The sequence below is a fragment of the Cupriavidus sp. GW822-FHT02D05 genome, assembly GCF_058802485.1.
On record NZ_JBXAOE010000009.1, the window covers coordinates 246,312 to 272,015 of the forward strand.

Consider the following 25,704-nt stretch of genomic DNA (forward strand, 5'->3'; position numbering starts at 1 on the left):
CGGAGACCAACGAATGCAAACCCCTGAACACGCCCTTGCAAACCCACCCGCGCATGCCGCGGTGGATGTCATCGACCACTGGCGCCGCTTTGCGCCCGACCTGCCCGCCAGCCAGGTGGCCTGGAGCGAAGTCCTGCCCGGTGGCTGCCACTGGAGCTGGCGCCTGTCGCGCGGCACGGCCCTGCGCTTTGCCGCGCTGGACGCGCGCGCCAACTGCTCGGTGGTGCTCTACGCCGCGCATGACCGGCTGGAGCGCTACAGCATGCCCGACACCTGCAAGGCGCTGCATACCGCGCATTTCACGCGTGGCCACGTGCTGATGAGCGACATGGGCCGCGCCATGGCCTCGATCACGCACGACACGCTGGGCTGGCACGATCCGTTTGGCGGCTTGCTCGACCTTGCGCGACTGCATGAGAAATACGGCGAGCAGCGTTTCGAGCAACACCGCAATGCCATGTACCGCGCCGGCCGCGACGGCCTGCTGATCGAGATCGGCAAGTACGGCCTCGCCGCGCGCGACCTGATCGCGCCTGTCAACCTGTTCAGCAAGATCGCCGTGGACGCGCAAGGCCGCTTCGCCTTCGATGCCAGCCAGCCGGTAGAAGGCACCACGGTGGAACTGCGCTGCGACATGGACCTGATCGTGGCCGTCTCCACCGCCCCGCATCCACTGGACCCGCGCCCCGGCTACGCGCCCGGCAAGGTGGGCATCGCGGCCTGGCGCAACGGCCCGGCCCCGGCCGACGACTTCTGCCGCGGCTACCGCCCCGAATGCGCGCGGGCATTGCACAACACCGATGTGTTCGCACTGTCCTGAAGACCACGAGGAACCGATATGACAAACGCTGCCACCGCCACCCTGCGCACGAGCTTGCTGGACCCTGCCCACGCCGCCCTGCGCCACCGCCAGCCGGCGGGCGAGCCCTGGCTCGCCGAGATCCGTGCCGGGCAGACCGTGCGCATCGTCGACCTGGAAGGCAACCAGGCCGCCGACGTGCTGTTCTACAACCGGCATGACGTGGCCGAGCACTACAGCGCCACCGATACGCTGTTGCGCCAAGGCGGCATCTACCTCTCCAGCGGCTCCGTGCTGGTGTCCAGCGAGAGCCGGCCGATGCTGACCATCGTGGCCGATACCTGCGGCCGCCACGACACGCTGGGCGGCGCCTGCGCGGCCGAGAGCAACACGGTGCGCTATGCGCTGCAGAAGAAGTTCATGCACTCCTGCCGCGACAACTACCTGCTGGCGATGGCGCATGCCGACGTGGGCCTGAGCAAGCGTGACCTGGTGCCGAACATCAATTTCTTCATGAACGTGCCGGTCACGCCGGAAGGCGGCCTGTGCTTTGCCGACGGCATTTCCGGCCCGGGCAAGTATGTCGAGCTGCGCGCCGAGATGGATGTCTGGATGCTGGTGTCCAATTGTCCGCAGCTCAACAACCCATGCAACGCGTACAACCCCACGCCGGTGGAGTTCATCGTGTGGGATGCTGCGGCCGCTGCCTGACCGTGGATCGTGTAGTTCGCACAGCGTAGTACCAGCCTGACCATTCCGCGCCCCAAGGGCGCCGCTGCGGGACGACCCGCAGCCGAGATGATTCCCGCAGGACGACCTGCCCCGAGGGAACCACCCGCATGTCCTCGCCATCCGCACGATTCGACACCGTCCTGATCGCCAATCGCGGCGCCATCGCCTGCCGCATCATCCGTACCCTGCGCGCGCTTGGCCTGCGCTCGGTCGCCGTCTACTCCGAAGCCGATGTGGATTCGGCCCACGTTGCGCAGGCCGATGTGGCAGTCTGCATCGGCCCGGCGCCCGCGGCGCAGAGCTACCTCGATGCCGAGCGCATCCTGGCCGCCGCCCGTGAGACCGGTGCCGGCGCCATTCATCCCGGCTATGGCTTCCTGTCCGAGAACGCCGGCTTTGCCGAAGCCTGCGAAGCCGCCGGCATTGCCTTTATCGGCCCGACGCCCGCGCAGATGCGCGCCTTCGGCCTCAAGCACACGGCCCGCGCGCTGGCGGAGCTGCACCGCGTACCGTTGCTGCCCGGCAGCGGGCTGCTGCCCGACCTGGCTGCGGCCCGGGCCGAAGCGCTGCGCATCGGCTATCCGGTGATGCTCAAGAGCACCGCGGGTGGTGGCGGCATCGGCATGCGGCTGATCCGCAGCGAGGCCGAGCTGGCCCCCGCCTTCGAAGCGGTGGAGCGCCTGGCGCGCGCCAACTTCAAGGACGCCGGGCTGTTCCTGGAGAAGTTTGTCGAGCGCGCCCGCCATATCGAGGTGCAGTTGTTCGGCGATGGGCGAGGCAAGGTGGTCACGCTCGGCGAGCGCGATTGCTCGGCGCAGCGCCGCAACCAGAAGGTCATCGAGGAAACACCCGCGCCGGGGCTGGATGCGGCCACGCGCAGCGCGCTGCTGGGCGCAGCCGAGCGGCTTGGCCAGGCGGTTGGCTACCGCTCCGCCGGCACGGTGGAATTCGTGCTCGACGCGGACACCGGTGCCTTCTACTTCCTGGAGGTCAACACGCGCCTGCAGGTAGAGCACGGCGTGACCGAGCAGGTCACGGGCATCGACCTGGTTGCGTGGATGGTGCGTCTCGCGCGCGGCGACGACTTCGCGCTGGAAGCCCGCGCCCCGCGAGGCGCCTCGATCCAGGTACGCCTCTATGCCGAAGACCCTGCCCGCAATTTCCAGCCAAGCGCGGGCTTGCTGACCGAAGTGCGCTTTCCCGAACAAGCCCGGCTCGATACCTGGATCGGCGCGGGCAGCGAGGTGCCGCCGCACTACGATCCGATGCTCGCCAAGCTGATCGTCACCGGCACCGACCGCGCTGACGCGGTGGCAAAGCTGCAGGCCGCGCTGGGCACGACGCGGCTGGCCGGCATCGAGACCAACCTGCGCTACCTGCGCGCGGTGGCAGCCAGCGACGACTTCATCCACGGCCGCATCATCACGCGCTCGCTGGCGGATTTCACCTACCGCCCCAACGCGGTCGAAGTGCTGGATGCCGGCGTGCAGACCACGGTGCAGGACTGGCCGGGCCGCGTCGGCTACTGGGACGTGGGCGTGCCGCCGTCCGGCCCCATGGACGACCTGGCGTTCCGGCTGGCCAACCGGCTGGTCGGCAACGCCGACACTGCGGCCGGGCTGGAATGCACGCTGAGCGGGCCAACGCTGCGCTTCCACCATGACGCGGTCATCGCGCTGTGCGGCGCGCCCATGCCTGCCACGGTGGACGGCGTAGCGCTGGCGCCCTGGCAATCGCACCGCGTGACGGCAGGCAGCGTGCTGCGGCTGGGCGCGGTGGCCGCCGGCGGCAGCCGCGCCTACCTGGCCGTGCGCGGCGGCATGGATGTGCCGCACTACCTCGGCAGCCGCGCCACCTTTACGCTGGGCCAGTTCGGCGGCCATGCCGGACGCACGCTGCGCGCCGCCGACATGCTGCACATCGGCAATGAGACCGCCAGCGAGCCCGCGGCAGCGGCGTTGCACGATCAGATCCCGGCCTATGCCGGCGGCAGCCGCGCCTGGGATATCGCCGTGCTCTACGGCCCGCACGGCGCGCCGGACTTCTTCACCGATGACGACATCGATACGTTCTTCGGCACCGAATGGCAGGTGCACTACAACTCCAGCCGCACCGGCGTGCGCCTGATCGGCCCCAAGCCAGCGTGGGCGCGCCGCGATGGCGGCGAGGCGGGGCTGCATCCCTCCAACATCCACGACAACGCCTACGCCATTGGCGCCATCGACTTCACCGGCGACATGCCGGTGATCCTCGGCCCGGATGGCCCCAGCCTCGGCGGCTTCGTCTGCCCGGCCGTGGTGATTGCCGCCGAGCGCTGGAAGCTTGGCCAGCTGCGCCCGGGCGATGCGGTGCGCTTTCATGGCGTGACGCAGGAGCAGGCCGCGCAGCGGCAAGCGGCGCAGGACCACTGGGTGCGCGAGCTGACCGCGCCGCCGGCCTTCCTGCCCGGCACGGCAACAGGCGAACGCGGCTCGCCGATCCTGCGCGAGCGCGCGGCCTCGGCCAGCCGCCCCGGCCTGGTTGTGCGCCAGGCGGGTGACCGCTACCTGCTGGTGGAGCTGGGCGAGTTGCAGCTCGATATCGCCTTGCGCATGCGCATCCATGCGCTGCATGCCGCGCTGCAAGCCCTGTGGCTCGACGGCGTGGTCGACCTGACGCCCGGCATCCGCTCGCTGCAGGTGCATTTCGACCCGCGCCGGCTCGCGCGCGCCGCGCTCATCGACACCATCCTGGCCGCGGACGATGCGCTGGGCGATACCGACGACCTCGTCGTGCCGTCGCGCACCGTGTATCTCCCGCTGTCGTGGGACGACAGCGCCACGCGCCTGGCCATCGACAAATACATGCAATCGGTGCGCCCGGATGCGCCGTGGTGCCCGAGCAATATCGAGTTCATCCGCCGCATCAACGGGCTCGATGCGATCGAGGCGGTGCAGCGCATCGTCTTCGATGCCAGCTACCTGGTGCTGGGGCTGGGCGACGTGTACCTGGGCGCGCCTGTGGCCACGCCGCTGGACCCGCGCCACCGGCTGGTCACCACCAAGTACAACCCGGCCCGCACCTGGACGCCGGAGAACGCGGTGGGCATCGGCGGCGCCTATATGTGCGTCTACGGCATGGAGGGTCCCGGCGGCTACCAGTTCGTCGGCCGCACGCTGCAGATGTGGAACCGCTGGCGCGATGCGCAAAGCGGCGCCGCCGACTTCGAAGCGGGCAAGCCGTGGTTGCTGCGCTTCTTCGACCAGATCCGCTTCTATCCTGTCAGCGAAGACGACCTCACCAGAATCCGCCGCGACTTCCCCGCGGGCCGCTATCCGCTGCGCATCGAGCAAGGCACCTTCGGCATGCGCGACTATCGCCGCTTCCTGGACGCGAATGCAACGGATATCGCGGCGTTCAGGCAATGTCAGCAAGCCGCGTTCGGCGCGGAGCGAGAACGCTGGCGCGCGCTCGGGCAGGCCGAGTACGTGGATGAAACCGAGACGACCGTGGCGGCTGCCACGGACGCCGCCGAGCTTCCCGAACAAGCCCATGTGGTATGCAGCCAGGTGCCTGGCAGCGTGTGGCGCGTGCTGGTGCACGAAGGCGACGCGGTGGCCGAGGGCGACACGCTGGCCATCGTGGAATCGATGAAAATGGAGTTTGCCGTCACGGCGCCTTGCGCCGGCTACGCCTGGCGTGTTGCCTGCCGGGAAGGCGCGCCCGTCAGCGCCGGGCAGGAGGTCGTCATCGTGGTGCCGCAAAGCGTGGCGGCGAAGGAGGCAGCATGATGGTCCCGGTCCCCTTCTCGCTCGATATCGCCTCGCTGCACGCGGCCTACCAAAGCGGCGAACGCACGCCTGCCGAGGTGATCGAATCGGTAATTGCGGCGACGCAGCACGATCCGCCTCACGCGTGGATTCATCGCCTCGACGCCACCGCCTTGCGTGCCCGCGCAAGGGCACTGGAACAGCGCGGGCCGGCCGGCCTGCCGCTGTATGGCATCCCGTTCGCGATCAAGGACAACATCGACCTGGCCGGCGCGCCGACCACGGCGGCCTGCCCGGACTTCGCCTATAGGCCGGCTCGCAGTGCGTTCGTGGTGCAACGGCTGGTGGATGCAGGGGCCATCGCCGTGGGAAAGACCAACCTCGACCAGTTTGCCACCGGGCTCAACGGCACGCGCTCGCCCTATGGCGCTTGCCTGAATGCGTTCGATGCGACACGCATCTCCGGCGGGTCCAGCTCGGGCTCCGCCGTGGCGGTGGCGCTGGGGCAAGTGAGCTTTGCGCTGGGCACCGACACGGCGGGCTCGGGCCGCGTGCCGGCCGCATTCCATCACCTGGTTGGCCTCAAGCCGAGTTGCGGACTGCTGTCGACCAGCGGCGTGGTGCCGGCTTGCCGCTCGCTCGATACGCCATCGGTCTTCGCGCTCACTGCCGATGACGCACACCGTGTGTTCGCGGTGGCGCTGGGGTTCGACGCGGATGACCCCTACTCGCGCGCGGCGCAGCCGCACGGCTTCGATTTCGGGCTGGCTACGACGTTCCGCCTGGGCGTGCCCGCGCCGGGCCAACTGCAGTTCTACCAGCCCGGCTATGCCGAAGCCTTCGAGCAAGCCTGCGCGCATGCCCGCATGCTGGGCGCGGAACTGGTGGAGATCGACTTCGCGCCGTTCCTCGAAGCGGCCCGGCTGCTCTATGACGGACCCTGGGTGGCCGAGCGCTACCAGGCGATCCGGAAGTTCATCGATGGCAACGCAGACTTCTTGTTCCCGGTGACGCGGCAGATCACGCTGGGCGGCGCCACGCCGCTGGCCGCCGATGCCTTCGCGGCCATGTACCGGCTGCGCGCGCTCCAGCGCCAGAGCGAGGCGGCGTGGTTGCAGGCGGACGCGCTGCTGCTGCCGACCGTGCCCTCGCACCCGAGCATCGCCGCCATGCTGGCGGAGCCGATCGCGCGCAACAGCGAACTTGGCCTTTACACCAATTTCATGAACCTGCTGGATTGCGCCGGCGTTGCGGTGCCGGCAGGCTTCCTGGCGGATGGCCTGCCCTTCGGCATCACGCTGGCGGCGCCGGCGCATCAGGACGTGCCGCTGTTGCATCTGGCGCGGCGCTGGCAGCGGGCACTGACTGGCAAGGCGGCGACGCTGGGCGCGACGGGTAGCAGCGGCCCTGCGCAAAGCGCAACCATGCCGAGCGCAGTGTGCAGCGGCCAGCTACGGGTTGCGGTTTGCGGCGCCCACCTGCAAGGCCAGCCCCTGCACCATCAACTGGCCGAACGCGGCGCGCGCCTGGTGGCGCGCACAAGCACGGCGCCCTGCTATCGCCTGTACGCGCTGGCTGGCGCTGGCGTGCAGCGGCCCGGGCTGGTGCGCGTGGGCGACGCAGAGGCAGGCGCCGCCATCGAGGTCGAAGTGTGGGAGATGCCCGAAGCCCGCTTCGGCAGCTTTGTCGCGGGCATTCCCGCGCCGCTCGGCATTGGCCGCACGGTACTGGCCGATGGCAGCAGCGTGCCCGGCTTTATCTGCGAGCCCGGCGGCCTTGCGGGCGCCACCGATGTCACCGCCTTTGGCGGCTGGCGCGCGTGGCGGGCTCACCAGGCCGCGATCCCCACTGAGCCTTAGCCGCGGCAGGCTCAGGCGGGCGCATCGCCCGCCCCGATTTCCGTTTGCTTTACCTCCCACCCACCGTTGTTGACCGTGAGTTCGACCATGTTCGCCCCTACTACTGGCATGCTTCCCCGTCGTCCGCTTCGTCCATTGTCGCGGCGCGCCGTGCCGGCGTGCTTCGCCGCCTGCGCGCTGATTGCCTGCGCCACGCAAGCCCACGCGCAGGACAGCGGCCAGCCGGCCGATGCCGGCGCCACCAAGCCCGCCGAGCCGGCCAGCCCCTACACGTTCACCGGCCATCTCGATGCGGTATCGCGCTACGTGCTGCGCGGCGCGACCACCACCTACGGCAACGGCGCCCCGTTGGGCAACGCCGGCGGCGACGCGCCGGAATCCTCGATACCGGCCTTGCAGTGGGGCGTGGACCTGGCGCACGAGAGCGGCTGGAGCATCGGCTATTGGGCGTCGATGATCAACTACTCGTACCAGCAGCTCGGCAACTCCTACAGCGACCGCTCGATCACGAGCTTCCAGACCGCCAAGTCGGTCGAGAACGATTTTTATGGCGCCTACAGCGGCAAGATCATCGGCGACCTTGGCTACACGGCAGGACTGACCGGCTACTACTACATCAATGGTTCGCACGCCAACGCGCTGGAGACAAAGCTCGGCTTGAGCTACGGTCCGTTCAGTCTCAACGCGCAGACGCTGCTCAACGACGTGGTATGGGGCAACAAGGGGGACACGTACTGGACCTTGGTCTATAGCACGACCCTGCCGTACGGCATTACCTTTACCGGCACGGTCGGGGCTTATACGTACAAGAAGGAGGGCAAATACCTGGGCACCACGGATACGCTGACCGGGACTTCATGCGGGCCGCATAGCGCTTTTGTGGTCAATGGCTGCTTTGCAGGCAACACGCCCTCTAGCGGCGCTTTCCGGCATCTGACCCTGGCGCTGGCCGCGCCGATCCCGGGGACTCCCCTTAGTGCCGGGGTGCAGTGGATCATCGGCGGTTATAACCGGTTTGGAGTGCACCAGGAGAATCGGGTGATTGCTTCAGTTAGCTATGGGTTTTGAGGAAGAGGGTTGGGTCGGCCGTGGCGTATCGTTCCTGGCGAACGACTGCCCTCCCCTGGCCCTCATCCGCTGCGCGGGAGCGGGGCAAACCATCAGCATCGGTCGAAGCCGACAGGATGCGCCAAAGCCGTTTGACATGACGATGGCTGTCGCTCCTTCTCCCCTCATGGGGAGAGGGGTGGTTTGGCTAGGAGCCACTGAAAGCGAAGCCAATGGCCTTGTCCCGCACCACGGCATAACGAGTGTCCCCTCCCGCAGGGGAGAATTGCAATCGTAGTTATAGTTGTAGTCTGGCTGGACCTCGGCCTTCTCCACGTGCAGATCCAGCATCGAGCGAACCTCGTCAGCGTAGAGCAGTTGCTGGAGCACCAAGCCCTCGTCGTTCGCCCGCACCTGCACCACGTACTGCTTGCCTTTCCAGACCCACTGCGCCAGCGCACAGGTCCCCGTCTTTCGCATGGCTTCGGCCAACAAGTTGTATGGCTTACCACCGCGCTTGTCCGGGCCCAGGTAGTAGATCTTGTCGAAATAGATGGGGTCGACGGCTCCGGCCGGCATGAACGACACGATGTCGATGGTGTGCTTCGCCTCGTCTTCCAACGCCTTTAGTTCATCCGGCTCAAACACCGCGTAGTGGTCAGTCTCGAACTCGTAGCCTTTGACCATCTCGGACCGCTCAACCACCACGTCCTCTCGGATGCACACATACTGCTGCTTGAGCCTGGAGCCGCATCCCCTGTGCTGGAAGAACCTCAGACGGCTCGCGCAGTCATTGACGGCGACACGCGGAGGGTTGTGGGCATGAAGATTGAGCTCCAGGGTGACATCTGGGAAAGCCTATTCCCTCACGCCTGCACGCTGATGGAGGAAGTTTTTGAGCGAGACTGCAGAGGGCATCACAAGCGACTATGTGGAACAGGGGAATTTCGTGAAGCTGGTCCTCGACGCAGGCGAAGTCGACGTAGTGGCCTCGCCCAACCTGACCGATGAGCCATTCGAAATCTGGGAGATCATGGGGCAGCCAGTCAAAGTGGAGACCGCAGCCGAAATTGTTGCCAAGAAGCTCTACCATCGGGGCGACCGCGCCACCGCACGAGATCTCTTCGACCTGGCCGTCGTGGTCGAGCAAGAACCAACAGCCCTCGCGCATGCCGCGCCGTTTCTGCTTAGGCATGCAGCAGCCTTCCTAGGCCAAATCGAGGCGGGCCCGCCGATCATGCGCGAGCAGTTCGCCAGGATCTAGCGGATCAGCTTCGACCGAAGCTTTGATGCGTGTGTCGCGCTGGCGCGGGATTTTCTCGATTCGCTGCGGGAGACCGATGACTCTCCGCAGAGGGCGCGGGAACGACAGGGCTGCGACGCCGAAGATAAGGTCATCGCGTCGCCCGGGCTAGCCGACGGCTTCAGGCACTAGGGGCGGCGGGCCCGCGGCCGGCAAGTGGTCCACAGTCAGGCATTGCGGGGCTATCAGGATCTATCACTGGCACGGTAAGCCCCCTACCGCCTTCGGCACTCGGTGGGACAGAAACAATACAGGCAAACGCCAAGACGCCTGCCTGCACCTATTCACGCAGTCCTACATGATCGAGGAGTCAGGCGGCCATGACGCGGCGCTCGTCTTCACTGAGATCGGGACCGTCGAGTGTTACGCGTGAATGGTCCGTGCGGAACTTGTTGATAATGGGTTTCAGTTCTTCCTTGACGTGCTCTTCACTGTAGCCGTTAAAGAGGTGGCCGAGCAGCCCGCGGCGCAAGTCGGTGGTGTCCATGAACCAGTCGGCGATCGGGAACGTCAGATTCATGTTGTATTGCATCATGATGCCCATGTTGTGATGCGCGGTGTGATGGCGGCGTATGGTATTGATGAAGGGCATGTTTCGCACGAACCAGTTGTCGTGCACGTGGCAGCAGTAGTGGAACGTTTCGTAGATGAGGTATTGAGCGACCATTGTTAGAAAGACAATGTACCCCGCGTTAGTGTTGATCACGAGCGAAGTCAGATAGCCAAGACTGCCGCCGCCTACGCCGAGGGTGATCAGCACGCGCCAGGGAAAGAACACGATACGAAACTCACGCGTGGTGTCGATTGTGGCGTCCTGGTCGGTGAAGTATTGATGATGTTGCCGGGTATGGCGGTCATAGATCGCGCGAAGCGCGAACACATCGATCTTCCGATGCATGACATACCGGTGCATAAACCATTCGACGAAGTTGCCGGCCAGGAAGATAGGCAAGACTAAAGCCCACTCCCACCTAGCACCTTGCAGATGCGTGAGCGCGTAGTACAGCGCGGCAATGCCGACGCCAAAGATCACGGTGATGTGCAGCACACCGTTATAAAGTGGGCTGATGTCGGCCTTGTACTGCTCTCGGAATTTTCGTTGGCGTTCGGTCATCATGGTTGGTCTCCTTCGTCTGTAGGGGCAATGGCTGCGCTTCTTCTCGGCTAATACATAACTAACATATTAGTGGGATATATAAAAAAGTCAAAGGCTGAATGGGTATATGCGACGCGGCAACAGCAGCCTTGCAACGGCCCAAAAAAATGCCCCCGGCAAGCCGGGGGCAGTTCCGCCGCCGTAGCACAGGGTGGCTAGTGCGAGACGTCTTCGAGTGCCCGCCCTTTCGTTTCCACACCCAATACGAGGACCGCCAGCGCCGCCACGACGAAGGAGAGCGCACCCAATGTGAATACACCCCCCTGCCCGGCCAAAGGCAGCAGCACGCCAACGAGGTAGGGTCCGGCTAAGGAGCCAATGCGACCGATGGAAGACGCGAAGCCGGAGCCAGTGGCACGCGAGCGTGTGGGATAGAGTTCCGGGGTGTAGGCGTACAGGACTGACCACATGCCGAACAGAAAGAACTGCATGCAAAGACCAGCCGCAATGAGTTGCTCCACTGGAACGCGATGCACGGCCGCTTGGCCGTAGAGGAACGCAGCGCCAGCGCTACCCAGCAACATGAGAGCGCAGGTTGGCTTGCGCCCCCACTTCTCCAACAACCATGCGGAAAACATGAATCCCGGAATGCCTGCCAGGGAAATATAGACCGTATAGAGTACCGACTTGGTCACGGCATAGCCGGCTTGTTGCAGCAGTGCTCCCAGCCAGGTAGTCAGTCCGTAATAACCAAGTAGCGCGAAGAACCAGACGGACCACAGCATGATGGTGCGGCGCGCGTAAGGGCCCTGCCAGATTTCCACAAAGCGTGCCTTGCGGTTGGATACCTGCGGAGGTGGCGCGTAGATGTCCGAGACAGTTGGCAATGGGCGTCCCCATGCACGTTGGACGTGAGCTTCGATGCCTGCCATCACGGAGTCGGCTTCGCTGCGACGACCGACATCTTCCAGCCAGCGCGGAGACTCGGGAACACGGCGGCGCACCACGAATACAAAGACGGCAGGCAGCGATAGCGCAATGAAGATTCCGCGCCAGCCGACGATGGGCAGGAAAATGTAAGTAAGCGCGCCGGCTGCAATGAAGCCTATGGGCCAGAACCCTTCCAGAATGGCCACGTACTTACCGCGACTCTTCGCCGGCACGATCTCGGAGACCATCGATAAGCCGATCGGGAACTCCATGCCCATGCCAAAGCCAAGCAGTACCCGACAGAGCATCAGCGCCGTTACGCTATCGGCGAACCCGCACATCAGACTGCCGAGCCCCCAGAAGACCATACTTACCTGGAAGACCGGCTTGCGACCGAAACGGTCGGCCAGCAGGCCCGCGATTGCGGCGCCAAGAAACATGCCGAGGAAACTCGAACTGGCCAGCAGGCCCGCCTGGGCGGCAGTGAGTGCGAATTCCGCCTTGATCGAGCCGAGGACAAAGGTCATCAGGCCCAAATCCATTGAATCAAAGAACCACGCGGTGGCGATGATGCCGAATAGCGAACGCTGATATCCGGTCATGGGTAAGCGTTCGAGGCGAGCAGCGATGCCCGCCTCTATCTTGAGGGCGCCTGCCGACATATCCATGTCTGTCTCCTTGGGTACGACGGCCTCCTGGCGTGCCGCCTGATCTAATATATTAGATGGATTGTAGTAACATTCAAATAATAAACGTACTGGCTAGTGAAACTACGTAGGTACCAGAGCTGCGGGACGTGGCGCCCTGAGATGCGTTAAACCGCGCGTAGCGCGCCGCCCGCAGCAGCTTGAGAGGGGCAGAATGAATTGGAAAACTCGCCGCGCCAGGCACCGCGGATAATGCTGGAGTAGCGTGAGGATACGTCGGCAACCGGGAATGCCTCGGCCAGGCGGGTCACGGCGAGCGCGTCCGCCGTCAGTGCGACAAGCTGTGACTCCGGAATGCCGAACGAGGCCAGGTCACCGGGGATCCCCACAGCTTCTACCATCGCCCGGATGACGTGTGGCAGCCGGGCGATGGCCTCGGCTTCATCCGTCTCCTCGATACCGAACATTCTTGCGATCTCCAGCAGTTCCGCCGCGCGCTCATGCTGGAGGGCATCCAGGACATACGGCAGCACTACTGCGTTAGTGCTGCCGTGGGACTTGTGCGTGATTCCGGCGACGCCGTATGCAATGCCATGCACGGCATTCAATCCCGCACTTCCGTACGACAAGGCGGCATAGAGACTTGCGTAGCACATCCCTACGCGTGCCTCAGTGTCCTTGCCGTCTTGATAGGCGCGCAGCAAGTACCTGGCGCACAGCCGGATCGATTCTCGCGCAAACAGCATCGTCAACGCGTTGCGGCCACTGTAGCCCGGGTCAGGGTGACCACCGCGATTGAACTGTGCCGAATCCAAGGTGAGAAAGGATTCAATGGCATGCGTCAGCGCATCGATGCCCGCGTCTGCAGTGACGCGCGGTGGGCAGCTATAGGTAAATTCGGGATCGATGAGAGCGATGCCGGGGCGCAAGCGGTTGTCCATCACCGCGACTTTGGTGGCATTGTCCGGGTCGACTAGGATCGCGCCGGGCGTTGCCTCGGAACCGGTACCTGCCGTAGTGGGCAGTGCGATCAGAGGTAGCACTGCGGTCGCGCTGTCGATTGCGACGACAAAATCGCCGATCGGCCGCCCGGCAGGCAGGGTCAGGCAAAGTGCCTTGGCCAAGTCGATGTTGCTGCCGCCGCCCAGCGCAATGATATGGTCAAGTTGGCGGCCGCCCAGTCGGCGGCGGACATCGGCGGTGGCCGCATCGCACAGCGTGGTCGTGGGGTCCGCCATACCACCGTCATAAACAAGGGTCTCGACGCCGCGCGCGCGGGCCGCTTCTACATATTTGCTCACCCACGGCATATGTGTGGTGAAGTAGGTGTCCGTGACAAGCAGCCCGGTACGATAGCCCAGGTGCTGGAGCAACTCCGGCAACTGGGCCCGTGTGCCGGCCCCTATGATCAGTCGTGACGGAGCACAGAAATAGACAAGATCTTCAACTCTCATGGCAACTCCAGTGGGGAAACGGATGAGGGCCTGGCAGGCCAACGCGTTAGTCGATCCAACTGCGCTCGAATCGCGTTGGCGACCTGGACCATGTTCTGGGTAAGCAAGCTATGGCCGCCGCCGTCGAGCATCGTCAGTTCCGCATTGGGTAAGCCGTTCGCGAGGGTGAAGGCATGCCCCACAGGACAGTCATCGTCATGGCTGCCATGCACCACGAGAGCCGGTATGTCGATTTCACCAAGCCCCGGACGCTGGTCGGTGGCATACAAGGCTCGCCAGGTCCATGCCACCGTCGTGTGGTCTGCGGCTTCCGTCAGCCCCAGCCTGTGCTCCCGCGCGGCAATCTCTTTCACCAGGGGATCCGGCGCAAGCGACTCGAACCACGACACTGCATTCAGTTGCGGCGTACCGGAAAGCAGGATCAGTCCGCATGGTGCAGATACGCCAAAATTAGCGTGTCCTCCATAGAGGTATTCCAATGCCACCGATACGCCCATACTCCAGCCGGCGAGGATAAAAGGACGACCCGATGCATGCATTTGAATGGTCCGTTGGAGATCCCTCGCATAAGCCGCCAAGGTGCAGTCTGCAGGTGAACAAGGCCTCGGAGCGCGCCCACGCCCAGGCAGGTTCGGTAGCACAAAGGTGCAGGTGTCCTGCAGTTCACGCGCAAGTGGCAGCCACGCCGCGCGTGTGCCCTGTATGCCATGCACGGCGACCACCAAGACCGGGCCCGTGCCGACCGAAATGACATCCATGTTCTACCCCAGACATCTGATATATTAGATGGATCATAGCAGTCGATCAGAGAAACGCAAGAGCCCAGTCGTTGATGCGTACGACTCATATACAATTGGTATCTCGCGAACTCGAATGAGCAGCAATGACTGGCAAGACTGCATCTCGCACCAAGGCCGCCGCGCCCCCAGAGCCGGATGACACGACCGACAACGTTGCGGGACAACGCGGCCGGCTGACTGATCTGGCCTACGAACAGATCGAGGAAGCCATTGTCACGTTGCGTTTGGCACCCGGTACGTCAATCTCCGAGTTGCAACTCAGCGAGCTAACAGGGATAGGGCGCACGCCCATTCGAGAGGCTATCCAGCGCCTTGCCCGAGAGCATCTGATCATCGTGCTGCCGCAGCGCGGATTGTTGATTCCACCGATCGATGTCGGAAAGCAGTTGCGTTTATTGGAGACACGGCGCGAAGTGGAGCGCCTGATTTGCCGAAGCGCAGCGCGCCGGGCCACGCCGGAGCAGCGCGAGCACTTCACGCGTCTAGCCCGGGAGTTCGCCCAGTCAGCAAGAGTCGGAGATGATGTCTCGTTTGTGCGCGCGGATCGCGAGTTCAATGAGCTGTGCCTCGTGGCCGCCCGCAATGAGTTCGCCGAAGGCGCCATGCGCTTGATGCACGGGCTATCCCGGCGCTTCTGGTATTTGCACTACAAGGAAGCGGCCGACTTACCGATGATGGCTAAGCTGCATGCCAACGTTGCCGGCGCTATCGCCAAGGGAGATGTCGATGGAGCCGGCAAAGCCCTTGACGCGCTGCTGGATAATATCGAAGACTTCACGCGCGCCACTGTCCTCGGAGACAGGCGCTAATCCCTGCACTGCGGCGGATAGTCTTTGAATTGGCGGACCGGACCCGTGCGTGCGACGGCGAGGAGTATGCCTATCGGGTCTGGATCGACCCAAGCAGACGCATCGCTGCGGGGGCCTCCTCTTCTAATTTGCGACGCAGCCAATGAGCATGGGTCGAGCGGAGATCAGCGACAGAGCGCGTGCTGGCCAAGGGCCGGGCGTCCGTACAGAGCCTGGACAACATGCGGCCAAGGCCCAGTTCGAGCAGTATCCGCACGCCGGACTCCGCGAGCTCGCATAGAAAATCGCGCAAGTGAATCGGCCCGGATATCGCCAAGGATGGGAAGAACAGGAAGAATACGGAACTCCAAACTGTCCGGCTTTAAACCTTTACTTCGAACAAGCATCCGGACTGTGGCGCCTTGGCCAGCGTTTCCAGCGACACCTGCTGTCGGGAGGTGGTGATGTAGAGCGTATCCATGTTCGCGCCACCGATGGCAACGTCGCTGGGGCACGGCACTGGCATGCCGACCACGCGTTCGAGCGTGCCGTCGCGCGTGAAGCGCACCACGCTCCAGCCTTCGCATAGCGCCGTCCAGATGCCGCCATTGCTGTCCAGCGCGAGCCCGCTCAGCTTGCCCGCCCCGGGCGGCATGCTGGCCAGGCGACGCACCGCCGTTGAGCCAGGCTGCAGCATCAGGATGGCGCCGGAGGCCGGCGTGGTGGCATAGAGGGTTTCGTCCGCCGCGCTCCAGCACAGTGCCTGCACCGCTTCGCCAATATGCCAGTGCGCATCGAGGCTGCCATCGGCTCGCAGTAGACCCACCGCGGAGCCACCCTCGGCGGACTCCGTCGCAGCCCACACCGCGTTGGTCTGCCCGCCTTCGCCGCTGCCCTCGCCCCCCTCGCAGAAAGCCTGCAACGGCGCGCGGATCCAGCCTTCCAGCGGGCGCCGGCTGCCGTCCGCCGCGATGGCCTCCGCGCCGCCCTCATGCATGGCCCATACTTCGTCGCCAAGCAGCAGCAGCCCGGTCACCGGTACCTCCAGGCGCACCAACTGCTCGTCGCGCACAGGGTTCTGTGTGGTGTCGAGCACGCGCACCGACGGCGCCAGCACGTCAGCCCAGTACAGCCGCTGACGCTGCGGGCACCACAGCGGATGCGCGCCTTGGAATGCCCACGGCCCAGGCACCGCCGTTACCGAAGCATCGCCGGCGGGCAGGCGCAAGCCTTCGAGTTGCGCGCCGATGCGGCGGGCGGCCTGCGCCACCTCGGGACCGAGCAGCTCCAGCCGCGCGCGTGTCAACCGGTAGGCCGGGCCGGCCACGCTGATGGCGCCACGGACCACGCCCTCCGGATCGACGATGGGCGCACCCACGCAGCGCACGCCCAGCACAATCTCCTCATCGTCGATGGCGTAGCCGCGCGCGGCGGTGATATTGAGTTCCGCGTTGAGGCGGCGCCGGTCTGTAATAGTGAGCGGCGTGAGTGCCTTAAGCGTGAGTTCGCGCACGATGGCGTCGCGCGCCGGGCCCGCCATGGCCGAAAGGATGGCTTTGCCCTGGCTCGTGCAGTGAACCGGCTTGCGCTGGCCCAGTACCGCCGCGGAGCGCTCGCTGTGCGCGCCGTCACAGCGTTCCAGCGAGATCACCTCCAGCCCGTCCAGCGTGGCGAGGTAGCAGGTCTCGCCGGTCAGGTCGCGCAGGCCGCGCATCTCATGCGAGGCGGCGGCCACCAGGTCCGGCATGGTATAGGCCTGTCGCGCCATCTCGAAGCAGCGAAAGCCCAGCCGGTACACCTTGCGCAGTGGATCGCGCCGCAGCATACCGCGGGCCACCAGCGTGGCCAGCAGGCGGTACACCGTGGTTCGCGGCAGCGCGAGTTGCGCCGTCAGGTCGGACTGGCTGATGCCGCCGGGGTTGGCACCCACGGCTTCGAGCACGTCGATGGCCTTCTCAATTGCGCCGGTACCGTCACCGGGATTAACTGACATGGTGGCTTGTCTCAATATATGGAAAAAATGGAGCAGTCTAGCGGGGCCGCCCCACTGCGAAGCATTTTAAGTTGCGGTGAAGTTCAATACCATGCAATCAGCCAGCACAGCTGACACGCAGGCAGATTTGTCCCACTGATTGGGACGATGGCCGCCCCGACCATTTGCAACCTGGACAGCACGCATCATGAGCACCAACCCCACCTTCGCGCCTCCCCCGCCCCTTGCCACCATCCCCCAGCGCGCACCCGCGCCGCACGTGCCGGATTCGGTACTCGACCGACTGGCCAAGGTGACCAGTGGCTCGCTGACCACGCAGCTCTACATCAAAGGCTTCCGCCAGCCCGTATTGCACGGGCTGACACCGCTTAACCCCAAGGTCAAGCCATTTGCCGGGCGCGCGTACACCATGCGCTTCATCCCGGCGCGCGAGGACATCGACGTCTACGGCAACCTCACCACCGAGCCTTCTGCCGACAACCTGCAATGGGTGGGCGTGGAGCAGATCGAGCCGGGCCATGTGCTGGTGATCGACAGCAACCGCGACGGCCGCGCCGCGTCGATGGGCAATATGCTGATCACGCGGATGATGATGCGCGGCGCCCGCGCGGTCATCACCGACGGCAGCTTCCGCGACGGAACGGAGCTGAGCCAGATGGATTTTCCGGTATGGAGCACGGGTGTGACCGCCACCACGCGGCTGTCCTATCACCATGTGGCGGACCTGCAAGTGCCGATCGGCTGCGCCGGCGTGGCGATCTATCCAGGCGATGTGATCCACGGCGACGGCGACAACATCACCGTGATCCCCGCTCACCTGGCCGAGGAAATGGCCAACCTGTGCGAGAAGCGCGACGACATCGAATCCTACCTGGCATTGCGCGTGCAGGCCGGCGAAGCGCTGTGGGGCCTGTACCCGCCTAGCGAAGCCACGCGCGCGCAGCATCGCGAATGGGTCGTCGCCGGCCGCCCGCCGATTCCGGCCGCCAAGCCCGCCGGCAGCCGCTGAATCCGCCCAACTGGACACAAGACCAAGATGACCGCCAAATTCACTCCCGAACAACACGCTGCGCTGATCCGCCGCTACTTCGACGCCTGCAACGCGGCCGACTACGACGCGCTGGTGGACTGCTTCACGCCCGACGCCGTGCACTACTTCCCTGCCGGCCTGCCCGAAGTACCCTGGCGCACCGCCGACACCATCGCCAAAAAGTGGATCTGGTGCGTGGAAACGCTCGGCTCGCAATGGACCATCGAGCGCCTCATCGTCAGTCATGACAGCCCGGAGGCGATGATCGAATGGACGCACTGGAAGAACAAGAGCGGCACCGCGCTGCGCGGCGCCGAGTGGTACGACTTTGATCCGCAGACCGGCAAGATCGCCGAAATCCGTGCCTACTACGCCTCGCCCGCCGACAAGGCAACGCCCATCAACGAACTAGTGGCGTTCGACTACGCGGGCCGCGGCTATCACTTGAAGAGCGTATGACCATGTCCTCCCTGCTGCAATCGATCGACGCGCGCAGTGGCCAGCCCACCGGCGCAAGCTGGCCGGCCTCCACGCCGGCGCAGATCGACGCCACCGTCGCCGCCGCTGCTGCCGTGGCCGGCCAATGGGGCGCGAGCCCCGCCGCGCAACGCGCCGCCCTGCTGCGCGCGCTGGCCGCCGCGCTCGAAGCGGATCGCGAAACCCTGGTGCCACTGGCCGACCGCGAGAGCGCGCTCGGCCTGCCGCGCCTGAATGGCGAACTGGACCGCACCGCATTCCAGCTGCGCGGCTTTGCCGATGTGCTGGAGCGCGGCGACGCGCACGCCAGCCTTGACGATCCCGCTGTAGCCGGCGCGCCACCCGCCGGGCGTCCACGCCTGACGCGCGTGCGCGTGCCCGTGGGCCCGGTGGCGATGTTCTCCGCAAGCAATTTTCCGTTTGCGTTCTCGGTGCTCGGTGGCGACACGGCCGCTGCGCTGGCGGCCGGCTGCCCGGTGGTAGTGAAGGCGCATCCGGCGCATCCGGAACTGTCGCGCAAGACCGCCGCGCTGGCGCAACGCGTGGTGGCCGGGCAAGGCCTGCCAGCCGGCATCTTCGGCTGTGTCGAAGGCGCTGCCATCGAGACCGGCGTACGCCTGGTGCAAGCGCAGGCAATCGCAGCCGTGGCCTTCACCGGCTCGTTCAAGGGCGGCACCGCGCTGGCCAAGGTGGCGGCCGAGCGCCCGCATCCGATACCCTTCTACGGGGAACTCGGCTCAGTCAATCCGCTGGTGGTATTGCCGGCCGCGCTGAGCGGCAGCGGTGCCGCGCTGGCGCAAAACCTGGCCAGTTCAATCTGCCTGGGCAGCGGCCAGTTCTGCACCAGCCCCGGCGTGATCGTGGTCGGCAAGGACGCGGCCGGCGACGCCTTCGTCGGCGCGCTGGCCGAAGCCCTACACGCGCTCGCGCCGCATGCCATGCTCAGTGCCGGCATTCGCGCCGCGTTTGACCAGGGCGTGGCGCGCTGGCGTGCGTCCGACCAGCTCAAGCCGCTGCTCGGCGAAGTGGCGCGAGCGGACTCGGGCGGCCTGCCGCGCCCCTACCTCGCCGAGGTCGACGCCGCGGACTTTATCGCCGACCACAGCCTGCACGAAGAAGTCTTCGGCGCCGCCGCGCTGGTGGTGCGGATCGATTCGCCCGAGCAGGCGCAGCAAGTGCTGCGCGCCGTAGGCGGCTCGCTCACCGTAACGCTGTGGGGCGTGCATGCCGGCAGCGAAGCGCCGGACGCCGCCACGCTGGAACTCGTGCGCGCGGCCACCCAGGTGGCTGGGCGCGTGCTGTTTGCGGGCGTGCCCACCGGCGTGGCCGTGACCGCCGCGCAACACCACGGTGGCCCCTTCCCCTCATCGACGCAACCGTTCTCCACCTCGGTGGGCTACGCCGCGCTCGATCGCTTCCTGCGTCCGGTGGCGCTGCAAGATGCACCAGCCTGGCTGATTGCGCGCGAGGGGGTGCCATGCTGAAGACAAGAATGCGGCATATCGTGTTGTTCCGGCGCAAACCGGAGGTGCCCAAGGACGCCACGCTGGAAGCCGCACTCGCCGCGCGCATGGCGGCCCTCGGCGCGCTGATCCCGGCCATACGGAGCTGGCGCTTTGCCGCCAACGAGCTGGATCGTGCGATCTGCTGGGACTATGTGCTGGAGTCCGAGGTGGATGACAAAGAGGCGCTGGATGCTTATCTGTTCCATCCCTTGCACCAGGCGCTGGTGGCGGATCTGAAGCCTTACTTTGAGTGGGCAGCGGTGGACTACACGGTTTGAGGCGGCGGGGTTTTCCCGCGCAATGGGCACGACCGTCCCATTTGCTGGGAGTGCGCTGACGATCCCCGCCTCGCGAGCATCGCCAGCGCGCGCAAAGCTTCCTATTGTGTTGATTCCCGCAAGATCAAGACAAAGGAGCCCGGGCATGGAGACACAAGCCGATTCGCACCAACCTGAGGAGCATCAACTTCCGCTGCAGCAAGCCGCTTCGCCGCAGCGTCGTGGCTTCCTGAGGGGCAGCCTCGCACTGGCGGCCAGCGCCGTCGCCGGTGATGCCGCAGCACAGTGGACACCATCGCTGCGCTACCCTGACCCCAACGTCGTCATCCTCGATCCGTCCTTCGCGAAGTACCGCCTGTTCAACGCCAGCGTGGAACAGCTCGCCACTGGACTGCGCTGGGCCGAGGGCCCGGTGTGGATTGGCGACGGCGGCTACCTGCTTGTCAGCGACGTGGCGTCCAACCGCATCATGCGCTGGGATGAGGCCAGCGGCCAGCTCACGACTTTCCGCGCGCCCGCCAACTATCCCAACGGCAACACGCGCGACCGCCAGGGCCGGCTGATCACCTGCGAAGGCGCCATCACGCGGCGCATCAGCCGTACCGAGCACAGTGGCAAAGTGGTCACGCTGGCCGACAACTTCGCGGGCAAGTCCTTCAACTCGCCGAACGACATCGTCTGCAAGTCCGATGGCTCCATCTGGTTCACCGATCCGCCCTTCCAGCTCAGCAACAACTACGAAGGCCGCATAGGCAAGCCAGAGCTGCCGCACGCGGTGTATCGCATCGATGGCGAGACCGGCAAGCTCACCCAGGTCATCAACGACCTGGCCGGGCCGAACGGCCTGTGCTTCTCGCCGGACGAGAAAACGCTCTATGTGATCGAAGGCCGTGCCCAGCCCAACCGGCTGGTGTGGGCGTACAGCGTCGGGCTCGATGGACGCCTGACGAACCGCACCAAACATATCGACGCCAACGGCCCCGGCGCGCTGGACGGCATCAAGTGCGACGAGGACGGCAACATCTGGGCGGGCTGGGGCAGCGGCGGCGCGCCCGGCGTGGACCCGGCACCGCTGGACGGCGTGATGGTGTTCAACGCCAAGGGCAAGCCCATTGGCCATGTCCGCCTGCCAGAGCGCTGTGCCAACCTGTGCTTCGGCGGCCTGGAGAACAACCGGCTGTTCATGGCGAGCAGCCATTCCATTTACGCGCTGTACGTCAATACGCGTGGCGCTGGCGCGGCGTGACGCGAAGCGGGCGTCAAACGTAACCGGCGCGCCCTGAAGCGCGCCGGTTACATATGGCTTAGTGCGCTATCGCTTACGACTGCCTAGGGCCTCGCCCCAAACTCCACCTTGTCCGCCGTCCACGCCAGCGCCTGGTCGCTCAAGCTAAACCCAAGACCCGGCCGGCTGGGCACAATCATCCTGCCATCGCGCAGCTCTAGCCGTTCGTTGAACATTGGCTCCAGCCATTCGAAATGTTCCAGCCACGGCTCCTGCGGATAGGCGGCAGCCAGGTGCAGGTGGATCTCCATGGCGAAGTGCGGCGCCAGCTTCAGGCCCTTGAAGTCCGCCAGGCTCATGATCTGCAGGAAGGGCGTGATACCCCCAACGCGCGGCGCGTCGGGTTGCACGAAATCGCTGGCATGCGCGGTGATGAGCTGCGCGTGCTCGCCAAAACTGGTCAGCATCTCGCCGGTGGCGATCGGAGTATCCAACGAGGTGGCGAGCGCGGCGTGGCCTTCGATGTCATAGGCGTCCAGCGGCTCCTCGATCCACACCAGGTTGAACTGCTCCAGCACGCGGCCGAAGCGCTGCGCGGTGGTGCGGTCCCATTGCTGGTTGGCGTCCACCATGAAGGGGAAGTCGTCGCCCAGCAGTTCGCGCACCGCCTTGACGCGCTTGAGGTCGGTGGCGGTGTCGGGCTGGCCGACCTTGATCTTGATGCCACCGATGCCGTTGGCGCGCGACTTCTCGATGTTTTTGAGCACCTGGTCCAACGGCATCGACAGGTAGCCGCCCGAGGTGTTATAGCAGCGCACCGAGTCGCGATGGGCACCCAGTAGCTTGGCCAGCGGCAACCCGGCACGCTTGGCCTTCAGGTCCCACAGCGCGATATCGAACGGGGCAATCGCCTGCGTGGTCAGCCCGCTGCGGCCCATCGATGCCCCGGCCCATAGCAGCTTGTTCCAGATGCGGGCGATATCGTTGGGGTCTTCGCCGATCAGCTCCGGCGCGATTTCCTTGGCGTGCGCGTACATGCCGGGGCCGCCGGCGCGCTTGGAGTAGCCGAAGCCGATGCCCTCATGTCCGTCCCGGGTGCGGATCTCGGCAAAGATAAAGGCAATCTCGGTCAAGGGGCGCTGGCGGCCGGTCAACACCTTGGCATCGCTGATCGGCGCGGCCAGCGGGAGGTAGACTAGCGACACCTTGACCCATTCGATGCGGTCTCCGGCCGCGTGCGCCGTGGGCTGCAGCGTGGCAGCGGCTTGTGGCGAGGCTAGGGAGGTGTTGGATGTTGCGGTATTGCTCATGAATCGTCCTTGTTTGCTCGAAGTCTGTATGTTGCCCGCGGCCTGCATCGGCGCAGAGGGCAGCGCGTGCCCTTATTCCGGCTTGATGCCCGCCTCCTTGATAACCTTGCTCCAACGCTCTGTCTCGGACTGCAGGAAGCGCGAGTATTCCTGGGAGCTGGATGCCACCACCACAAAGCCGTTGGCTTCCAGCTTGGCGCGCACGTCCGGCTGGCGAAACGCCTTTATCATCTCTGCCTCAAGTTTGTCGACGATGGGCTTGGGCGTGCCTCTTGGTGCCGACAGCCCAACCCACGATACGGCAGAGAAGCCCGGATAGCCGGATTCCGCCACTGTCGGCACATCCGGGAACAAGGCGTTGCGCTGCGCGCTAGTCACTGCCAGCGCACGCAGCTTGCCGGCCTTCACATAAGGCAGCACGGCGTCCTGGTTCACGAACATGGAGGGGATCTGATTGGCCAGCACATCCGTTAGCGCCGGGCCACCGCCGCGGTAAGGAATGCCGACCATGTTCAGGCCCGCGGTTTGCTTGAGCAGTTCCATCGCCAGGTGGCCGGACGAGGCGTTGGTCACGCCGTAGTTGACCTTGCCTGGATGCGCCTTGACGTAGTCGACGAACTCCTTGAAGGTCTTTGCCGGAAACGCCGGATTGACCACCAGCACATTGGGACCGGCAATCAGTTGTGAGATCTGAAGGAAGTCGCGACTGGAATCATAGTTGGGCTTGGGCGTCATGCCGTGCGCGATGGCATTGCTGCCGATACCGGACAGCAGCAACGTGTAGCCATCCGCCGGCGCCTTGGCCGCTTGTTCAGCGCCGATGGTGCCGCCCGCGCCGCCTTTGTTCTCGACGATAAAGGGCTGCTTGAGCGCCTTGCCCAACTGCTCGGCGATCAGGCGGCCCATGATGTCGCTGGTGCCGCCGGCGGGGAATGGCACGATCACGCGCACCGGCTTGCTGGGCCATGCATCTCCCTGGGCGAAGGCGGCGCCCGATACGATGCCGGCGAGCGCCAATGCACAGCCGGCGAGAAAGGTTCGTTTGCTGCGGTGGATCATATGCTGTCTCCTGTATTTTTTTGTGAAAGGCTAGTAAAAGGTGCGAAGCAAGGGATCAGAGATTCAATCGACCACCCCGATCGGCCAAGGCACGAACTCGTTCAGCCCCACACCGAGCGCTTCGCTGCAGGTCTTCTCGCCGGAGGCGTGGCGCAGGATCCGCGCGAAGATCTGCTGGCCCATCTGCTCGATGGTGGCCTCGCCGTCGATCACCACCCCGCAGTTGATGTCCATGTCCTTGACCATGCGCCGGTACATTGGCGTGTTGCTGGCCAGCTTGATGGTGGGCGCCGGCACCGAGCCGAAGCAGGAGCCGCGTCCGGTGGTGAAGCAGATCAGATTGGCGCCGCCGGCGATCTGCCCGGTGGCGGAGACCGGGTCATAGCCCGGCGTGTCCATGAATACCAAACCGTGCTGCGTAACCGGCTCAGCGTACTTGTAGACTTCCATCAAGGGCGCGTTGCCGCCCTTTTTGGCACCCCCCAGGCTTTTTTCCAGCACATTGGCCAGGCCGCCGGCGTTGTTGCCGGGGCTGACGCGGCCATTGATCTGCGTGTCGCGGCCCTTGTTGTACTCAAGCCACCAGTTGATCCGGTCGACCAGTTTCTGGCCGACTTCCGGCGTGACCGCGCGGGCGGTCAGGGTCTGCTCCACGCCAAAGATCTCTGAAGTCTCGGACAGGATCGCGGTGCCACCGTGGCGCACCAGGATCTCCATCGCCGCGCCCAGCGCAGGGTTGGCCGACAAGCCGGAGAATCCATCGGAGCCGCCACATTGCAGGCCAACCGTGATGTGCTCGGCCGACACCGGCTCGCGCTTCACGGCATTGGCCGTGGCCAGCATCTGCTCCACCAGCGCGATGCCGGCCGCGATCGCTTTGCGCGTGCCGCCGGCCTCTTCGATTACCAGCGTCTTCAGCATGGGGCCGGGCTGCAGGCCCTGGTCGGCCAGGAAGGCCGGCAGCACGTTGTGCTCGTGTCCGAGCGCGACGACCAGCGCGCCGGCCGTATTGGGATGGCGGATATAGCCGCCGAGGGTGCGGCGCAGCAGGTCCATCGGCTCGCCGCTCATCTCCATTCCGCTGCCCTGCTCGTGCACATAGGGCACCACGCCATCGACATTCGGAAAGTCAACCATGCGCTCCTCGCCAAACGCGTTGGCGATCTTGCGCGCCACGGTGGCGCCGCTATGGCCCACCAGGAACACGCCGATGTAGTTGCGCGTGGCCACGCGTCCGTCGGTGCGCACGATGCCCATGAACCGGGCACGCTGTTCGGGCGGCACGTAATTCGTCGGCTTGTAGTCCTGGCCGTGACGGTAGTCCTTCACCAGGTCGCCGAAGGCGATATTGTGGCTGTGCATCCAGGTGCCGGGCGGCAAATCCTCGGCCGCGAAACCGATCACCGTGTTGTACTTGAGCACCGGTTCGCCCTTGGCGATAAAGCGGGCCGCGACCTTGTGGCCGGAAGGCACGAGCTGTAGCGTCACAAGGCCCTCGCTGGGCACGGTGGTGCCTGCCGGCACTTCCATGCGCGCCACCACCACATTGTCTTGCAGGTCGAGGCGGATAAAGGGATTGCGCGCTACGCCGTGCGTGTTGGAATTCATCGTTGTTGTCATGGC

The 25,704-nt window shown here is 65.2% G+C and carries 21 protein-coding genes; 12 read left to right on the forward strand and 9 right to left on the reverse strand.

What is annotated here, in order from left to right:
- The first annotated feature begins 13 nt into the window (after window positions 1–13).
- The 5 genes from AC1RQK_RS14535 to AC1RQK_RS14555 all read left to right on the forward strand — a co-directional run bounded on the left by AC1RQK_RS14535 (window position 14) and on the right by AC1RQK_RS14555 (window position 8,207).
- A complete protein-coding gene (locus AC1RQK_RS14535) occupies window positions 14–820 on the forward strand; it encodes an urea amidolyase associated protein UAAP1 (protein WP_400095696.1) in 807 nt (268 codons plus the stop codon).
- Between the two features lie 18 nt (window positions 821–838).
- Window positions 839–1,510, forward strand: coding sequence for an urea amidolyase associated protein UAAP2 (locus AC1RQK_RS14540; protein ID WP_492809484.1), 672 nt, complete (start codon window positions 839–841; stop codon window positions 1,508–1,510).
- 128 nt (window positions 1,511–1,638) lie between these two features.
- The gene (gene uca, locus AC1RQK_RS14545) at window positions 1,639–5,301 is read left to right on the forward strand and encodes an urea carboxylase (RefSeq protein ID WP_492809485.1); all 3,663 of its coding nucleotides are present in this window, start codon (window positions 1,639–1,641) and stop codon (window positions 5,299–5,301) included.
- Window positions 5,298–7,139: an allophanate hydrolase gene (atzF, locus tag AC1RQK_RS14550; protein ID WP_492809486.1), complete on the forward strand. Its 1,842-nt coding sequence runs from the start codon at window positions 5,298–5,300 to the stop codon at window positions 7,137–7,139. Before uca ends, atzF begins: the two co-directional genes overlap by 4 nt.
- An 87-nt stretch (window positions 7,140–7,226) precedes the next feature.
- Window positions 7,227–8,207, forward strand: a complete 981-nt coding sequence (locus AC1RQK_RS14555) for a TorF family putative porin (RefSeq protein ID WP_492809487.1) — start codon at window positions 7,227–7,229, stop codon at window positions 8,205–8,207.
- Here the strand turns inward: AC1RQK_RS14555 and ku are convergent.
- Window positions 8,187–9,026, reverse strand: coding sequence for a non-homologous end joining protein Ku (gene ku / locus AC1RQK_RS14560; RefSeq protein ID WP_492809545.1), 840 nt, complete (start codon window positions 9,024–9,026; stop codon window positions 8,187–8,189). The genes AC1RQK_RS14555 and ku overlap by 21 nt on opposite strands.
- 55 nt (window positions 9,027–9,081) lie before the next feature.
- Here ku and AC1RQK_RS14565 point away from each other — a divergent pair, with 55 nt between their 5' ends.
- A complete protein-coding gene (locus tag AC1RQK_RS14565; protein ID WP_492809488.1) occupies window positions 9,082–9,450 on the forward strand; it encodes a nucleotidyl transferase AbiEii/AbiGii toxin family protein in 369 nt (122 codons plus the stop codon).
- 349 nt (window positions 9,451–9,799) lie between these two features.
- On the opposite strand, the gene AC1RQK_RS14570 is transcribed toward AC1RQK_RS14565, so the two are convergent.
- From AC1RQK_RS14570 to AC1RQK_RS14585, 4 genes are all read right to left on the reverse strand, one after another.
- Window positions 9,800–10,606: a sterol desaturase family protein gene (locus AC1RQK_RS14570; RefSeq protein WP_492809489.1), complete on the reverse strand. Its 807-nt coding sequence runs from the start codon at window positions 10,604–10,606 to the stop codon at window positions 9,800–9,802.
- A gap of 194 nt (window positions 10,607–10,800) precedes the next feature.
- The gene (locus AC1RQK_RS14575) at window positions 10,801–12,183 is read right to left on the reverse strand and encodes an MFS transporter (protein WP_253927715.1); all 1,383 of its coding nucleotides are present in this window, start codon (window positions 12,181–12,183) and stop codon (window positions 10,801–10,803) included.
- 146 nt (window positions 12,184–12,329) lie between these two features.
- Window positions 12,330–13,616: an iron-containing alcohol dehydrogenase gene (locus AC1RQK_RS14580; protein WP_492809490.1), complete on the reverse strand. Its 1,287-nt coding sequence runs from the start codon at window positions 13,614–13,616 to the stop codon at window positions 12,330–12,332.
- Entirely contained in the window at window positions 13,613–14,374 is a 762-nt protein-coding gene (locus tag AC1RQK_RS14585; RefSeq protein WP_492809491.1) for an alpha/beta fold hydrolase, read from the reverse strand. The genes AC1RQK_RS14580 and AC1RQK_RS14585 overlap by 4 nt, the downstream gene beginning before the upstream one ends.
- A 125-nt stretch (window positions 14,375–14,499) precedes the next feature.
- Here AC1RQK_RS14585 and AC1RQK_RS14590 point away from each other — a divergent pair, with 125 nt between their 5' ends.
- Complete coding sequence (locus AC1RQK_RS14590) at window positions 14,500–15,225, forward strand: GntR family transcriptional regulator (protein WP_253927713.1); 726 nt, start codon at window positions 14,500–14,502, stop codon at window positions 15,223–15,225.
- Window positions 15,226–15,586: 361 nt separating this feature from the next.
- Here the strand turns inward: AC1RQK_RS14590 and AC1RQK_RS14595 are convergent, their stop codons facing one another.
- Window positions 15,587–17,197, reverse strand: coding sequence for an IclR family transcriptional regulator domain-containing protein (locus AC1RQK_RS14595; RefSeq protein ID WP_492809492.1), 1,611 nt, complete (start codon window positions 17,195–17,197; stop codon window positions 15,587–15,589).
- A gap of 187 nt (window positions 17,198–17,384) precedes the next feature.
- Between AC1RQK_RS14595 and AC1RQK_RS14600 the strand changes: the two genes are divergently transcribed.
- From AC1RQK_RS14600 to AC1RQK_RS14620, 5 genes are all read left to right on the forward strand, one after another.
- Window positions 17,385–18,206, forward strand: coding sequence for an RraA family protein (locus AC1RQK_RS14600; protein ID WP_253927711.1), 822 nt, complete (start codon window positions 17,385–17,387; stop codon window positions 18,204–18,206).
- Between the two features lie 27 nt (window positions 18,207–18,233).
- Window positions 18,234–18,686 (forward strand): nuclear transport factor 2 family protein, encoded by a 453-nt coding sequence (locus tag AC1RQK_RS14605; RefSeq protein ID WP_045242059.1) that lies wholly within the window; start codon window positions 18,234–18,236, stop codon window positions 18,684–18,686.
- The gene (locus AC1RQK_RS14610) at window positions 18,683–20,188 is read left to right on the forward strand and encodes an aldehyde dehydrogenase (NADP(+)) (RefSeq protein ID WP_492809493.1); all 1,506 of its coding nucleotides are present in this window, start codon (window positions 18,683–18,685) and stop codon (window positions 20,186–20,188) included. Before AC1RQK_RS14605 ends, AC1RQK_RS14610 begins: the two co-directional genes overlap by 4 nt.
- On the forward strand, window positions 20,182–20,487 hold the full coding sequence (locus tag AC1RQK_RS14615; RefSeq protein WP_492809494.1) for a Dabb family protein: 306 nt from the start codon (window positions 20,182–20,184) through the stop codon (window positions 20,485–20,487). Before AC1RQK_RS14610 ends, AC1RQK_RS14615 begins: the two co-directional genes overlap by 7 nt.
- A gap of 145 nt (window positions 20,488–20,632) precedes the next feature.
- Window positions 20,633–21,733, forward strand: coding sequence for an SMP-30/gluconolactonase/LRE family protein (locus tag AC1RQK_RS14620; RefSeq protein ID WP_492809495.1), 1,101 nt, complete (start codon window positions 20,633–20,635; stop codon window positions 21,731–21,733).
- Between the two features lie 83 nt (window positions 21,734–21,816).
- On the opposite strand, the gene AC1RQK_RS14625 is transcribed toward AC1RQK_RS14620, so the two are convergent.
- The 3 genes from AC1RQK_RS14625 to AC1RQK_RS14635 form a co-directional block, all read right to left on the reverse strand.
- Window positions 21,817–23,022, reverse strand: coding sequence for an L-talarate/galactarate dehydratase (locus AC1RQK_RS14625; RefSeq protein ID WP_492809496.1), 1,206 nt, complete (start codon window positions 23,020–23,022; stop codon window positions 21,817–21,819).
- Window positions 23,023–23,094: 72 nt separating this feature from the next.
- Complete coding sequence (locus tag AC1RQK_RS14630) at window positions 23,095–24,081, reverse strand: Bug family tripartite tricarboxylate transporter substrate binding protein (protein ID WP_492809497.1); 987 nt, start codon at window positions 24,079–24,081, stop codon at window positions 23,095–23,097.
- Window positions 24,082–24,144: 63 nt separating this feature from the next.
- Complete coding sequence (locus tag AC1RQK_RS14635) at window positions 24,145–25,701, reverse strand: UxaA family hydrolase (RefSeq protein WP_492809498.1); 1,557 nt, start codon at window positions 25,699–25,701, stop codon at window positions 24,145–24,147.
- Window positions 25,702–25,704 lie beyond the last annotated feature (3 nt).